The sequence below is a fragment of the Spirochaetota bacterium genome (assembly GCA_034190085.1).
Lineage (GTDB): Bacteria > Spirochaetota > UBA4802 > UBA4802 > JAFGDQ01 > JAXHTS01.
Genome location: JAXHTS010000007.1, coordinates 11,270 through 26,332, shown reverse-complemented (window position 1 = coordinate 26,332; position 15,063 = coordinate 11,270). Strand labels below are relative to the sequence as shown.

13 protein-coding genes are annotated in these 15,063 nt (G+C 38.2%); 7 read left to right on the top strand and 6 right to left on the bottom strand.

Annotated elements, in window-relative coordinates:
• The first annotated feature begins 22 nt into the window (after nucleotides 1-22).
• From SVZ03_01340 to SVZ03_01320, 5 genes are all read left to right on the top strand, one after another.
• On the top strand, nucleotides 23-1,108 hold the full coding sequence (locus SVZ03_01340; GenBank protein ID MDY6932849.1) for a hypothetical protein: 1,086 nt from the start codon (nucleotides 23-25) through the stop codon (nucleotides 1,106-1,108).
• Nucleotides 1,109-1,462: 354 nt separating this feature from the next.
• A complete protein-coding gene (locus SVZ03_01335; GenBank protein MDY6932848.1) occupies nucleotides 1,463-2,629 on the top strand; it encodes a hypothetical protein in 1,167 nt (388 codons plus the stop codon).
• Between the two features lie 155 nt (nucleotides 2,630-2,784).
• On the top strand, nucleotides 2,785-4,281 hold the full coding sequence (locus SVZ03_01330) for an AsmA family protein (GenBank protein ID MDY6932847.1): 1,497 nt from the start codon (nucleotides 2,785-2,787) through the stop codon (nucleotides 4,279-4,281).
• A gap of 117 nt (nucleotides 4,282-4,398) precedes the next feature.
• Complete coding sequence (locus tag SVZ03_01325; GenBank protein MDY6932846.1) at nucleotides 4,399-4,929, top strand: hypothetical protein; 531 nt, start codon at nucleotides 4,399-4,401, stop codon at nucleotides 4,927-4,929.
• Complete coding sequence (locus SVZ03_01320; protein ID MDY6932845.1) at nucleotides 4,922-5,479, top strand: hypothetical protein; 558 nt, start codon at nucleotides 4,922-4,924, stop codon at nucleotides 5,477-5,479. The genes SVZ03_01325 and SVZ03_01320 overlap by 8 nt, the downstream gene beginning before the upstream one ends.
• A gap of 46 nt (nucleotides 5,480-5,525) precedes the next feature.
• Here the strand turns inward: SVZ03_01320 and SVZ03_01315 are convergent, their stop codons facing one another.
• The 6 genes from SVZ03_01315 to SVZ03_01290 all read right to left on the bottom strand — a co-directional run bounded on the left by SVZ03_01315 (nucleotide 5,526) and on the right by SVZ03_01290 (nucleotide 11,060).
• Nucleotides 5,526-7,355: an aldehyde ferredoxin oxidoreductase family protein gene (locus SVZ03_01315; GenBank protein MDY6932844.1), complete on the bottom strand. Its 1,830-nt coding sequence runs from the start codon at nucleotides 7,353-7,355 to the stop codon at nucleotides 5,526-5,528.
• Nucleotides 7,352-7,885: a 4Fe-4S dicluster domain-containing protein gene (locus SVZ03_01310; protein MDY6932843.1), complete on the bottom strand. Its 534-nt coding sequence runs from the start codon at nucleotides 7,883-7,885 to the stop codon at nucleotides 7,352-7,354. The genes SVZ03_01315 and SVZ03_01310 overlap by 4 nt, the downstream gene beginning before the upstream one ends.
• Before the next feature lie 337 nt (nucleotides 7,886-8,222).
• Nucleotides 8,223-8,810, bottom strand: coding sequence for a 2-oxoacid:acceptor oxidoreductase family protein (locus SVZ03_01305; GenBank protein ID MDY6932842.1), 588 nt, complete (start codon nucleotides 8,808-8,810; stop codon nucleotides 8,223-8,225).
• Nucleotides 8,807-9,658 carry a 2-oxoacid:ferredoxin oxidoreductase subunit beta gene (locus tag SVZ03_01300; protein MDY6932841.1) on the bottom strand — a complete coding sequence of 284 codons (852 nt, stop codon included), beginning with the start codon at nucleotides 9,656-9,658 and terminating at the stop codon, nucleotides 8,807-8,809. Before SVZ03_01300 ends, SVZ03_01305 begins: the two co-directional genes overlap by 4 nt.
• 35 nt (nucleotides 9,659-9,693) lie before the next feature.
• Nucleotides 9,694-10,836 (bottom strand): 2-oxoacid:acceptor oxidoreductase subunit alpha, encoded by a 1,143-nt coding sequence (locus SVZ03_01295; GenBank protein ID MDY6932840.1) that lies wholly within the window; start codon nucleotides 10,834-10,836, stop codon nucleotides 9,694-9,696.
• A complete protein-coding gene (locus SVZ03_01290; GenBank protein MDY6932839.1) occupies nucleotides 10,833-11,060 on the bottom strand; it encodes a 4Fe-4S binding protein in 228 nt (75 codons plus the stop codon). The genes SVZ03_01295 and SVZ03_01290 overlap by 4 nt, the downstream gene beginning before the upstream one ends.
• Nucleotides 11,061-12,129: 1,069 nt before the next feature.
• Between SVZ03_01290 and SVZ03_01285 the strand changes: the two genes are divergently transcribed.
• Nucleotides 12,130-12,486 carry a response regulator gene (locus tag SVZ03_01285; protein ID MDY6932838.1) on the top strand — a complete coding sequence of 119 codons (357 nt, stop codon included), beginning with the start codon at nucleotides 12,130-12,132 and terminating at the stop codon, nucleotides 12,484-12,486.
• Nucleotides 12,487-12,618: 132 nt separating this feature from the next.
• Complete coding sequence (locus SVZ03_01280; GenBank protein MDY6932837.1) at nucleotides 12,619-14,985, top strand: PAS domain S-box protein; 2,367 nt, start codon at nucleotides 12,619-12,621, stop codon at nucleotides 14,983-14,985.
• The last annotated feature ends 78 nt before the right edge of the window (nucleotides 14,986-15,063 follow it).

Below are 15,063 nucleotides of genomic sequence, written 5' to 3'. Positions count from 1 at the left end.
ATTGCTCTATATGGATTAATAGATGAGATTTAGTAAATATTTATTATATAATTTGTTTGTATTGACCATTCTGACAGCAAGTCTCAGTGCGTCCACTGATCTCACTATTGATCTTATAGATGATATTGAGTTTGTCAATAAAGAGATGACAGAGAGTAGTTTTGAACAATTTCCAACTCTTTTTTTCTCTGAGAATGACGAGGTTATACCCACTGCTTTTGCTATGGTGAATACACTGGGTTATCCTATGGGGAAATCAACAATATGTCTTTTCCCTCACTTTGAGTTTGGCATTGCGGCTGGAGGTGGTCTTCTGGAATATAGCAGAAAGGATGATTATACGGATGAGAAGCCCTCTGTTCCCTTTGGAGGTGTGAATTGTGGTTTCCATTGGGGAACTGGTATCACAGATAGATTAGATATAACCTTTAAACTTTTTTTCTTCTCCCTTGAATGGGTATCATCTATAGATCAGACTTTTCAAGGGGAAGGGGTTACAACATCCTATGAAATAAAATTGGATGAATCTGATGTGACCTCCTTAGGTGTTAAAGGGAGATACCGATTGATAAGGGATAGACTTTACATCCCTATGGTATACACCTTTGGTGGTATTACCCTAAATCTGAGTATTGATTATATGAAAGGAGAAGTTGGTACCACATTCAGCTTATCCGACACTCAGAGTGTTGACCTAAATTATCAAACAATGCCTATTTCAGCCAACATTTCATCCAATATTTGCGGGGAAGGAACTATAGACTGGAATATTCTCACCATTACACCGGAAATTTTTGCATATATTGATCTTTTTCATGTCTTTAGCCTCTATACCGGCCCTTCTGTTTCCTTTAATTTCGGTTCCTTTGATTTTAATATTGATGCAACAGGTGATTTCATTGTACTAATAGATCCGATAAGTGGTGATATTGGAAATGTGACTCTTCGTTCCAGAAATCATATGACCCCCAGACTCATAATTCCCAAGTGGACTGTTGGGTTTGAGATTGATTTATTGTTGGCCAAGTTGCAGATAGAAGGGGCTACCCTCCTTACAAGCGTTACAGATAGCTTTACTGCGCAGGTTGGTATACGATTTCAATTATAAATGCGAAAGACGATTTAATGTAAATCCCTTTATGCTTAATTATTAGACATTAGTTTGATGAACTGGAATGGAATTTCTTATTCATCTATACTATAATTCCTTGCTTTACATAATATATAGTTGTGGTATAATGTCTGTGATGAGGATAAGGGGGGCTTGCTTTTATCACTATTATTTTCTCAATTATAAAACCAATCAATTATTATATAATCATACTATAGCAATGTAGATCCATTGAACGGATATATTTCGAATATTAATATACAATTTAGATGAAGGGGTAGAAGGAAGGATTCTCTTTTATTTGGCATTGTTATATTGTACAAATAAACTACATTTCAAAAGGGGAAAGAAATGAAAAAAATGTTTAGAATTTTATTCGCAGTATTGACTTTTGGGTATTTCTCACAGGTATTGGCAGAGGCTGCTACCTTAACTGGAACTCCTCCAACCGTTACGGTTACAAGAATTGGTTCTATCACTGATTCTGCAATACTCAATCCAATAAATTCAGAAATTGAGACGGAACTTATAAATGCATTCAACCTAGCTGTTATTGAAGCTAATGAAAGTTTATCTATATTTCAAAATCAGGATGACCTTGCAAAAGGATTTGCTAATGCCAATGCTTACGCCTCACGCGCTGCGACCCATCAGGGATATCAGGATTATTCACACTTTGCTGTCACAACGGGCATAATGGTGGGAGTACAGACACCCAGCATTGATCCTGATTATTATGATGATTTAGAGGACAAGGTTAAGGAGGATGGTGATCTATACGCTGGGGTTGGCGTTGGCTTGGCCATGATAAACGTGGGTATTAACGCGAATTTTATCTATCCAGGATTATACTTGAGTTTCAAATTCGGAAAACTCCCTGAGAGCATCAATGAGATCGATGATTTTCAAACGAAGTCAACCCTCTTAGGTCTGGGTTTGAATTATACATGGAAAAAATCTAAGGATTATTTCATGGGTCTTATTAGATGGCGTGGGATATCCCTTGGAACTGGCCTATTGTATAACAAAACTGAGGTGGATCTAACGGTTAATATGGAGCCAATAATTGAAGAAATCCCGGATTACGATCTCTCGGCTTATGGCTTGAATGATATAACAGGTGTCAGTGTTGAGCTTACCCCTTCCTTTGTTATGGGAGTGCATGCAAAGACGATAAGCATTCCCTTTGATGCCACAACCTCAGTACGCTTGCTATGGGTCCTTAATCTCAACCTCGGAGCAGGGGTTGATATAGACATGGGAACATCTGATATTATCCTTGAAGCGGCTGGCGATGTGCACGCTAATGTGCCGGAGAACGCAGATGTTGAAATGAGCAACATTCCAGGCAGTGTTATTATAGACGGGAGCACAAGAGATGCGAAACCATCTTTTGTGAGGCCTAGAGTAACCACAGGTGTTGGAATAAATATATTGCCGATTAAGATCGACATCCCCATAACATGGTATCTGACATCTGGTTTTGCTGTTGGAATTACAGCAGGAATAGTCTGGTAAATATTTTTTATAAATATTCTTGATTTCCGTTTTTACTTTACATATTCTGATTAAAATAACTAAATTATATTTGTTCATTGGCTTGACTATTATATCGTTGTATAATAAATAACCTATTATATGAAATTATAATAGTTTTTCCAAGGAGGAAAATAATGAAAAAGCTTATCCTATGGTTTGGTATTTCTATCGGAATAGTGCTTCTTCTGATTGTCATTGCTGGTGTAGTAGTAATGTTTGTTGTGGATAAGGAGATGATCGCTTCACAGATGGAAAGCTCCCTCAATAGACATGTTACTATTGGCGACATTGATGTTGGTATATTCTCTGCACTATCAGGTATTGAGGTTAAGGATGTAAAGATATCTAATTACAAAACCCGAAAACAACTAGAGGCATTGAAGGATAAGCCCGTTAAGAAGAGGGATCTTTTTGTCGGATTAAAGGCCTTCAGTTTTAAGATTCGATTTTTACCGCTTCTATCCGGCAATTTTGTATTAAATGAGTTTGTCTTAGATGAGCCAATCATTAACATAATTAAGAATAGGGATGGCAGCTTCAACTTTGACGATTTGACCAAGCCAAAGTCGGGGGAACCTGAGAAGGAGGAGAAGAGGACTGAGGGCAAGGCTAAAACCAAAACAGACGAAAAGGGCAAAAAAGCCTCTGACAAACCCTTTACCGCAGATGATCTTCCCATTGAGATAACAATCGGTAAGATTGGAATTGAAAAGGGAGAGCTAAAGTACCTTGACAGAACCCTTGGGCAGACATTTCAGGTTTATAACCTCACTGCGCTAATCCATTCAATAGATATTGATCCAAAGGATCTCGATAATGGAAATTCTGTAAAACTAAAAGTAGAAATGGGTGTTAAAACCATTGGCAAGATGAAGTCAGGAAGCGTAAAATCTTTTGATATAGGGTTTGATATCAATGGCAACATCATACCATTTGATATAAAAAGCCGAAAGGCTGATCCGGAGATTGATCTACTGATGGGGCTCCCTTATGGAACCATTACAGGACTCCAAATTTTCGAAAAGATGAAGTCAGTGGAAGCCCTGTCTAAATATTGTGGGAAATTAGATTTTCTCAAGAAGGATATAAAATGGAGCAATGCCTTTGTTAAGGTCTGGTACAAAGGTGGAATAGTAAAATTTAGTGAGAGCAAAATAAATACTGATGATTATCTGTTAACCTTTGTCGGCTCTACAAATGTAAATTCAAAAGCTATTGCTATTGATGCTGACATGCTGCTTGCTGATAAACATCAGGACTCCATCCGCTCTGGAATTACGAAAAATGTATCCAAGAGCATTAAGGGCAAGATGAAGAAATATGTTAAACCAGATCAGATTACCAGTATCGCGATGAAACGGATCGCAAATGAGGATGGGAAGGTATACCTGAAGTATAGTATAAAGGGCACATTAAGCAAGCCAGATGCAAAACTGGTCCATCCCAGGCTGCCATCAATAAAAGGGTTAATAAAGGATTCAGCTGGAGATGTAAAGGATATTGCGAAGGAGAAGGTCAAAGAGATTGGGAAGAAGGTTGCGGAAAAGGCTGTGGACAAGGGCAAGGATAAGGCAAAAGAGGAAATAGAAAAGAAGCTTGACAAGAAATTTAAGAAGCAATTTAAATTTTAAGCAACCCTTATATATTATTAATCCTATATATCTTCTATTCAGGCCTTTGATGGAGTGATAGGTTAATTCGCTAGATTTTTTTGCTATTATGAAAAAATACTCTTTTCTTCAATCAGGATGTTTATTGAAACCCTTAAAAATATGATATTCATATTATTTCTCCTGTCTCATCTTTTTCACTCCTGTGCAATGGACGCGCCAGAGAAGGGATATGATTATTTAGCCCCACCAGTTATTACTAATGCCTTTCAGTCTCAGATGGATAACAAGAAAATAGTCGTCGAATTCAGGGGATACAATAATGAGTACTACTTTGACGGTTATAATATCTACATATCCACATCCAACATGAATAGAAACAATATACGAAGTTATAAATATGTTCAAGTTGATGGCTATACATCTGCAGAGCCTTCCTTTCCTTTGAGTCCGGAGGAGTATGATCCAGATCTAACCAGAGAGGCCATCCTTTATCATTATTACAGGGATGTTGAGGATATGGGAGACATCCCATTCCCATTTGAGGAGGGGACAACATATTATATACTGCTATGTTCTCATCACAGATTTGGGGAAATTTTCCCTGAAGGCGTCAGCAACCAGGTAAGCGTAGAGTTTGGCCAACAAGAAGGGATTAACAATGAATAAATCATTCTTAATACTCATAGGTATCTTTATCTTAGCCTGTAATGATATTGAATTTGAATATTATCAGCCGGCCAATCCACCTGTAGGTATAGAAATATCCAAATCAGATAATGATTATATTCTAGTATTTAGATCAGAAAACACTACAAATCAGAGATTTGGTGGATTTTTTATTTTCATTGACTCAAATATAAATGAACTAAAAAGAATAACTGATGAGTTACAGGATATCGATTTCGTTAATATGACAGATAGTGAGAGATTCATTTATACTGAACTCTATAAGGAAATGGCTCCATATATATTGGGCTCGCTTGTAGGGGATAATAGTGATGAATACAATCTGGGTATGGACTCGTCAATTGAAATCCTTTTTTCAGATGTTGAGGATGAGGGGAGAGATGTTAAAACCAACACTATTACTAAAAGTTTCTCAATGGATAGCATTGTCCCTGGTTCATGGTTGACGCTTGTGTCTTATCTTGTGGATGAAAACAATTTATTGGCTGGCGTCAGCATGAGGGGTGAGATTGTGGAGATTATACTATAAATATAATATTTCATGTCCACCGATTTATACTAATGGTATAGCAAATTTAGTCCTCAAATTTATTCTCCATTTCTGAATCTGGTACGCCATTGTTGTTCCAATTTCGTTTTTTGTAGTATAATGAAAGGAGCTTCTCAAATTCTTCTCTATCGATTACCTTGCCCGCATTTGGTCCTGTAAGCGCTGGGCGAGAGTGAACCTTGTATGGTAGCGTGTCATCCTTTCTGCTGATACCCATTCGGGCATTTATCAAGCGGGTTAGATCATAGATATCATTAGAGAGCTTCAAAAGGTGTTCAAGACCTACATCCCTTCCAGTTACATATCTGTAAAAATTTTCATAGTGCAGTTCATTCAGACCCAACTCTATCCATGGAAGGCGGCATACACCAAGCATATCGAATAGCGGACGCAGGGTTTGGTGATATATAACTGTGTCAACCTTAACCTCATCAGACCAATTTTGTCCCTCCTCCATCTCCTTGGCTATTGTCCAGGCGCGGGTATGATGAGCGCCTATGTCGGATGTAGCGTAGGCCAAACCCATGGATATGCCAGCACGGCTGTCATAGGCTGACTGTTCAAGACCCTTTACCTGAAGAATTATTTTATCCATCTCAGGCCATCTCTCAATTATTTTACGAGAGCCATCTGCAAGGATGTCTCCAATTCCCTGACGCATGGCGATCTTCTGAATCAGGTCTATTATTGCATCCTCGTCACCCCAGGATATCTTCCTATCATCAAGGTCAGCTAGAGTTAGTATACCCTGTTCATAACCCTCGATCACAGCTCCAACAATGTTGCCAGTTGAGATTGTATCTACACCCAATTCGTCGCATAGTCTGCTTGCAGATAGTATTGCTGCAAAATTGTCAATACCGAGGTTTGAGCCCAGCATAGCACAGGTCTCGTATTCAGGCCCCTCAGTTACAGTGCCGGTATACTTTCCGTTCTTTACAAGACAGATGTTGCCGCAACACATAGAACAGGCAAAGCATGCGCTGTCGCCTATCTTATACTGATCCAGCATCTTTGTGCCATTAATCTGCTCATGTTTGGCAAAAACACTGTCCTTGAAGTTGTAGGTTGGCAGGATCCCCTTTTCGTTTGCGTATTCGATTACGTTCATCAATCCTTGCTGCTGCCAAAGTTTAAAGTATTTATGTTCAACCATATATTTATAAGCCCTATCAGCCTCATCCATTAGCCCCTTGATATCAAAAACGGGAATGTCTTCATATCCTCGCACCACGATGGCTTTAAGATTTTTGGAACCCATGATTGCCCCGATGCCTGTCCTTCCGGCATTTCGACTCCAATCGGTGTTGATACATGCGAATCTTATCATATTCTCTCCAGCTATTCCTATTGTAGCCACATGGACCGCATGAGTGCCGAGTCGCTCCAAAATGATACCCTCAGTCTCCAGGCAACTCTTTCCCTTTAGTTCAGGCATGGGAATGATAGTCGTTTCATCGTTGTCAATAAAGAGGATGGATAATTTGTCAGACTTGCCGTCAATGGAGAGGACATCGATTCCTGACTGTCTAAGTTCAACTCCAAATCCGCCGCCAGCAGATGAATCCCCATACATATTAGTAGCCGGTGAGATGGCAATGAATGAGCATTTCCCAGATGCCGGTAAATATACTCCTGTGAGGGGACCAGGGGCAATAACTATGAGATTTTCTGGACCAAGGGGATCTATATAATAATTGTGCTTCTTAAGATTTTCCCACACCATTTTTGCGCCAAATCCCCTGCCACCGATATATCTTTCAATAAATTTATCTGAAAGGTTTTGACGCTCTATCCTCCCTGTTGTCAGGTTGACATGCATATGCTTCTTGAAATATCCACTCTTTATTGTCATAGCTCTTCCTTACCTATCTCTGCATAATGGATAATCTTCTTCTCCCCACTCTCGTAAAACTCGATTTCCTTCATTTGGGTGTAGCTCAATAAATTATGAAGGCGTTTCGATTCGCCTAACACAACTTCAGGAATAAGCATAAGCGCTCCTTTGGGGCATTTTTTTACACATTCAGGCTCTCCGTTGCACATATCGCACTTAATAGGATATTCGCAGTCATCATGAGCATATATCGCCCCAAAGGGGCATGCCTCTACACATTTGTAGCATGATATGCAGACAGACTCATCCAGTTGAACCACACCATTTACACGGCGCAGGGCGTCGACTGGACATACCTGCTCGCAAACGGGCGCCTTGCATTGGCTGCATACAATCGGCATCCTCATCACAGGGTGGGGATATGTTACCATAACTCGTATTGCTGACTTTTTTGGATTGTTTACTCCGAAATGCTTGATCGAGCAAACGAGTTCGCATATTTTACAACCTGAGCATTGCTCAGGTATTACAGTCAGTTTCTTGGACATTAGATCATACTCCTTTATTAATTTGCATCTGTTTATTATCTATCAATACCTTAATTCCTCATAGTATAACATCACAGAGGATAGTGGTAATTAAAGATCCAATGATATTATAGCTACATAATGAAGTAAAATTGTAAAACTTGTTTGATTATAATTGACAGAATAGCGACAACAGAATCGACCTTGAAAGTCAAGAGAAAAATACTGTTAGATAAGAAAATCAGGCATCTTATATAGATGCTATTGTGGTAAATATTGGGTGATTTTTTAAGATATCTGTTATTATATCAGTTTTTGAATGAGAAAAGAAGATGAAGAATTAAACTATTAGCGGATATTAAACATCCTCATCCTCAGAGGTTTCGGATTCAGGTAGACTAGTAATATCATACTGCTTCACAGATTGAAGGCCAGCATGAAGAGCCTTGAGGTTTATTCCCTCAGTTTTTTGGGGGGTTCTTGCTTTCAGGGCTTTTTCCAGGTTCTTTATAGACACAATTTCTGATAGAGATGCAATTGCTCCAAGGGCAATCATATTCGCAACCATTTGATTCTTTAATTCTTTAATGGCAATCTGCGTAAAGGGGATGGCCACAGCCCGATTGAAGGGTATCTGTTCAACAAATCCAGAATCAACAATAAGCAATCCTTGAGGTTTAAGACCACTGCAATAGGCATTGCATGATGCCTGATTCATGGCTAATAGCAGGTCAGTTTTTATTGCTTTGGGATAGTCAATTGGTTTATTGCTAATAACCACTTCTGCTTTGCTGGTTCCGCCTCTCGCTTCAGGCCCATAGCTCTGAGTCTGGCATACATATTTTTGGTCATATACTCCTACAGCTTCAGCCAGGATGATTGCCATAGTGATGATTCCCTGTCCCCCTGAACCGCTAAACCTTATCTCATATCGATCGTCTTTCATTCGGTTTCCTCTTCAGGTCTTATATTCTTTGTCATTTGTATTATTTTATTGTATTCTTCTGTATAAACAGGTTTCTGTAAATCTGCTAAAACGCCTATGGTAAACTTATCCTCCATAGATTCTTGCGTCATTTCATGTGTCTTTTCTATCGCTACAGCATGATCTCTAAAAAATTTCATCATTGTTATAGGATCAACCATATCATTTTTGCGACCGAATTGAGTATGACAATTTGAAAGAACTTCAACGACGCTGAATCCATTGTGAGTAATTGCCTTTTCAATAAGTTTTTCCAGAAGTTGGACATGATAAACAGTGCCTCTAGCAACATATGCTCCCCCGGCTGTTACTGCTAATTCTGAAATTGAAAATGGATGTTCAATATTTCCATATAAGGCTGTTGTGGCGAAGCTGCCATAGGGCGTGGTGGGTGAATGCTGCCCACCAGTCATGCCATATATCTGGTTGTTGATAATTATTGCTGTTAGTTCAATATTGCGCCTTGCGGCATGTATAAAATGATTGCCTCCAATCGCAGTGGCATCGCCATCTCCCATTACCGTAATGACCGTTAAAGAAGGCTTCGAAAGTTTGATGCCTGTGGCAAAGGTTAAAACGCGGCCATGAGTGGTATGCAGTGTATTGAAGTCAACGTAAACAGGCATTCTACCGGAACAACCAATCCCTGATGCCAGAACAATCTGGTCTTTACTTAGACCCAATCTGTCGATAGTTCGTACTAAAGCGCCCATTACGATGCCATTTCCGCAGCCCGGACACCAGACATGTGGGAACTTCTTTTCATGGCGCAAATATTTATGAATTATTCTTGTGGGCTTTTTTGCCATATTCAACTCCTAATATTGAGATTATATATAACAGCCTACATCTTTATTAGCTCACGGTATATCCCCTCTGGTGTTATCAACTGGCCATCAAAACGGTTATAATGGCTGATCTGAGACATGCCCTGGTTTACTCGTTTTACTTCCCTGCTTATCTGTCCCATGTTCATCTCCGGTACTATTACAGCCCGACATTGCGCCAGCATCTTTTCTACAGCTTTTCTTGGAAATGGGAAGAGTGTGATCAACTGCAACATTCCGGCCTTTATTCCACTCTCACGGGCATCAAGAATTGCCCTACGGGCGGAACGAGCGACAGAGCCATAAGCTATAATTCCTATTTCAGCATCATCCATCATAAAGGTTTCTGTTATCTGAATTTCATGAAAACCCTGTCTGATCTTGCGAAAGAGACGACTCATGAATATTTGGATTTCATCAGGACGTTGAGTAGGGAATCCATGTATATCATGGACGAGTCCGGTTACATGATATCTGTATCCATCTCCAAAGGCTGCCATGGGCGGGACTCCTCGACTGTTATCCTCAAAGGGTATGTGCCATTCCGGAGGTCTGCTGGGTGTAATTCTATCAAAGATTGTAATTTCATCCGGTGATGGAAGTATGATAGTCTCGCGGGTATGCGCTACTACTTCATCTGACAGAATGATTATAGGAACACGATATTTTTCTGATAGATTAAAGGCCTGAACAGTAACTTCAAAACAATCTAATACAGTGGATACAGCCAAAACAATAATAGGGTGATCCCCATGTGTCCCCCATCTTGCCTGCATCACATCCCCTTGTGACGGATTAGTTGGCAATCCTGTGCTAGGACCTCCTCGCATAACGTCTACTATTACACAGGGAGCCTCTGTAATGCAGGCATAACCCAAATTTTCTTGCATAAGCGAGAAACCAGGTCCGCTGGTAGCAGTCATGCTTTTGGCCCCTGCGAGTGAAGCGCCGATAACAGCTCCAATGCTGGCAATCTCATCCTCCATTTGTATGAATGTCCCCCCAGCCTGAGGTAGTCGTACAGATAATATCTCGCTGATCTCAGAGGCTGGAGTAATAGGATAGCCCGCAAAAAAATTACATCCCGCTGTTAATGCTCCCTCCACTATAGCTTCATTGCCATGCAAAAGCAACCTTTTATTGGATCCACTCTTTGTCATGATTGATTTACCTCAGTTTCATCATCCAGTTCTTCAATAGAAATAGCAAAGTCTGGGCAATGCAATTCGCAGAAACGGCATCCAACGCAATTATCAGGATGCTCGATCAATGGAACACTGTATCCATCCCTGCTAATTACGGATTTGGGACAAAATTCACTGCATATTCCGCAGGCCTTGCACCAATCATAGAATATTTTTGGAAGATAGCGTTTTTTATTCATGTTTAAATATATATCCTTTATTCAACCTAACATAAGTAACAAATAAAATATAGCCTTTTGTATTGCCCCTTACGAGGATATGAGGTATCACCCTTGTGTAAGGATTTAGGTATCATTATTATTTAATTTATCATTTATATAAAGGGCCTATAGTAAAAAAGGCACTGAGGTACAAAGAAGAAAATCAATATTAGTAGTGACTTTGTCCCTCTGTGCCTAGGTAATTTGTATTCTCCTCCAAGTAATGGCTGTTGACTCTACTTAAAGGGAGTGCACAAACAAAATCCATATAAATGTAACAATAATAACTAAAGTTAATTAAAGTAACAATTCTCAGAAATTATGCTAATTAAAGTGGTTGCCAATGTATCGTTACAATTATCGATTTATTGTAGTCGTTCAAATTTCATTAGAACAATATATTATTATCTTAATAATTATCTTTGTCAACCATATTGCTATTCTATTAATATTGCGTATAGTAAGTTTTAATAATTATCTTGGGAATTGTTGTGTTCTACCATGCTGATGGTGGACATGGCACTTTGTTGAAAAACTTTTTGTTATAATTGATCCTTACTATTCCTACAATCTATCATATGTAGATTATTAAATATGTTTATAAGTGGTTGAATGATTTCAGTTACAATAAATGATTCAAATCCTTCCCCTATTAGCGTACACTTTTGTCTATAGGACTTACAACTTAATCCTAATAATATTGTGACATCACTTAGCTAGGCATCTATTAGTATCTGTTATTCTTGACTTTTTATGTTATATGATATATGCTAAGATTATACCATTCAGCTATAATTAACAATCATTCTGATTGGAAATATTGGTTCAACACTAGTATATGTCAATATTCAGTTAGGTACTATTATAGCTGTCATTGTATTGGACTCTAATAAATAAGTAGAATAGAGTATTTAAGTGTAATACAATAATTTATAACTGACTAGGAATTGAAAAATTTCTGATATCCTATAGTTTGATTGCTATATCTATAATGAGTTTGAGTGTATTGTAGAATAGTACAATTAATTAAAGGAGTCCGGAGGTTAGCGTGAAGAAGACTGTTCTTTTTGTTGATGATGAGAACAATCTACTAAATGGCTTACAAAGGATGTTGAGGGTGAAGGCTGATGAATGGGAGATGGAATTCGTTGATAGTGGGGATAAAGCCCTTGAGAATCTTAAAAAGAAGAATTATGATATTATTGTAACCGATTATAAGATGCCTGGAATGAATGGGTTAGTATTACTGGAGAAAGTTAAGGGCAATTACCCTAAAATAAAACGTTTTCTATTAACAGGTCAATCGGAAATGGAGATATTCGAAAAGGCGAAGGGAGTAGTCGACGTATATATTTCAAAACCATGCAATGCTGAAGAGTTGATCTCAAATATTGATAAATCATGAGCAATGATGCATAAAGGAAGGATTTATCATAATAATAGAAGGCAATTTATTATATAATTTTATATAGGGTATTCACGCACAATTAATCTGCTTTTATGTTATATACATTCTTGTATTAGGGTATTTCATAAAATGTCTACAGATTGTATAATTCCAATTAAAACACTGATAGTGGAGGATCGAAGGTTTAACGTAAAAGTACTGCAAGAACTGCTATCAAAATCTTCGATTTACAGTTTTGAAACAGGAGCAACCTCTACCCTTGAGGATGCCTATAGATTGTTAGATAATGAATATTTTGATATTGTTTTGCTGGATTTGAATCTTCCTGACAGTTCAGGTCTCGACACTCTGAATAGGATTAGAACTAGATATCTTTCAATGCCAATTGTGGTGATTACTGGTATGGATGATGACTTTGGTATTAAAGTTATTGAACATGGCGCTCAAGATTTTCTTAACAAGAGTAAAATAAATAAATACATATTAGAGAAAACTATTCTCTTTGCAATTGAGCGAAAGAAGACAGAACAAAGACTTATAGAGAGTGAGGAGAGATGGCGTTCATTAGTTGAAAATACACCAGACATTATTGTTACTACAGGCCTTGATGGTCAGATAAAGTCTATTAACCGGAAAGTATCAGAACACTCTAATGATGAAAATGATATCTATTCATATATTTCACCTGAAGATCATAAGATAGTAAAGAAATCTATTGAAAGGATGTTATTAACAGGAGAGGTTCAGGACTTTGAATGCAATGGGATTGGGAGTGACGATGAAGTCCCAACATATGATGTTCGCATCAGTCCAGTTATCAGGGATGGGCAAGTTGAGGCTATAAATATGATTGTTAAAGATATTTCTGATCGTCAGCGTTCAGAGAAAGCGATATTGAGCCTATATTCTGAATTAAATCAAATTTTCAACACAATCACCGATGGAATATGTGTGATTGATACTGATCATAACATACTCAGAGTTAATAAGACCCTGATTACCATGTCAAATATATCCAATGTATGCTCAGAAGAGCTGGAGGGGAAGAAATGTCACGAAGTGTTGCACTACTCCTTTTGTAATACAAATGATTGTCCATTGAAGCGCATCCTTTTCGGCCAAAGTATGATTATTAAGGAGGAAGTGTGCTATAGACGCAAGGACGGCACAGTTCTCGATTGTGCCTTGACAGCGGTCCCTTTGTATGCGAGTAATAATGAGATAAATGGAATTGTTATTGGGCTAAAGGATATTACTGAACAGAAGCAGGCTGATAACTTAATTACTGCTGAGAGGGAAAAATTATCCACAACTCTCCAGTCTATTGGTGATGGGGTGATAGCAACTGATATGAATGAAAATATAACAATCATAAATAATATTGCAGAGGAGATCACAGGATGGTCAAAGGATGAGTCTATTAATAGATCACTCAGGCAGGTCTTTCACATTACCAATGGGAAGAATATCAATTACAGCAAGGATAGCATTGGAAATTTCTTGAAAAATTATAACAGGGTTAAATTGCCAAAATCGACTCATCTCATTACAAAGGATGGCATGATAAAGAATCTCTCAGGAACTATTTCAATAATTAAGGGAAGAGAAGGAAATGTGATTGGGTATGTTATAATTTTTCAAGACATTTCTGAACTCCTAAAATCAGAAGAACAATTGGCCCTGACCCAAAAGATGCAATCTATCGGACAATTGTCTGCCGGAATCGCACACGAGATCAATACTCCGATGCAATATATAGGTGACAATACAAAATTTTTTAAGGATTCCTTTTCCAGTATTTGTAATTTTTTTAGAGATTATTATGATATGATGGCTGAGGTTGTTGAAAGAAACAGAGTTAGTAGTAAGCGAATTAGAAAGATACTGGAGACGGAGAAGGAATTGGATATAGGTTATCTGATAAATGAAATTCCTACAGCTATTGAAGAAACCATAATAGGGATTGATAGGGTAAGCACAATTGTAAAGGCAATGAAGAGCTTCTCACATCCAAAGAGCAAAGAGAAGCAATTTTCGAATATAAACGAAGCAATTGAATCAACAGTTATTATATCCAAAAATGAATGGAAATATGTAGCAGAGCTTAAGACAGAACTGGAACCTGATCTCCCACTTGTGAAGTGCAATATTGATGAAATCAATCAGGCTATTTTAAATATCATTGTAAACGCATCTCAGGCAATAGCTGACGTTGTTGATGGTGGCGACAAGGGTAAAGGATATATTGATATAACTTCTTATAGAAATGGCGCTAATGTAATAATTTCAATTACAGATAACGGTCCTGGAATACCTGAAAAGGTGAGAAGTAGAATATTTGATCCCTTCTTTACAACTAAAGAGGTTGGCAAGGGCACTGGTCAGGGGTTGGCCATTGCTTATGTATCTATTGTTGAGAAGCATGGTGGGAGATTATCCTTTGAGTCTGAGATTGGCAAGGGCACAACTTTTATGATAGAATTGCCTATTGAATAAGGAGTAGAGGGGAAAGGGATAATGCAAAGTACGAACAGCCCTTCACCCTTATATCAATTCTATACTTTACATTTGAAT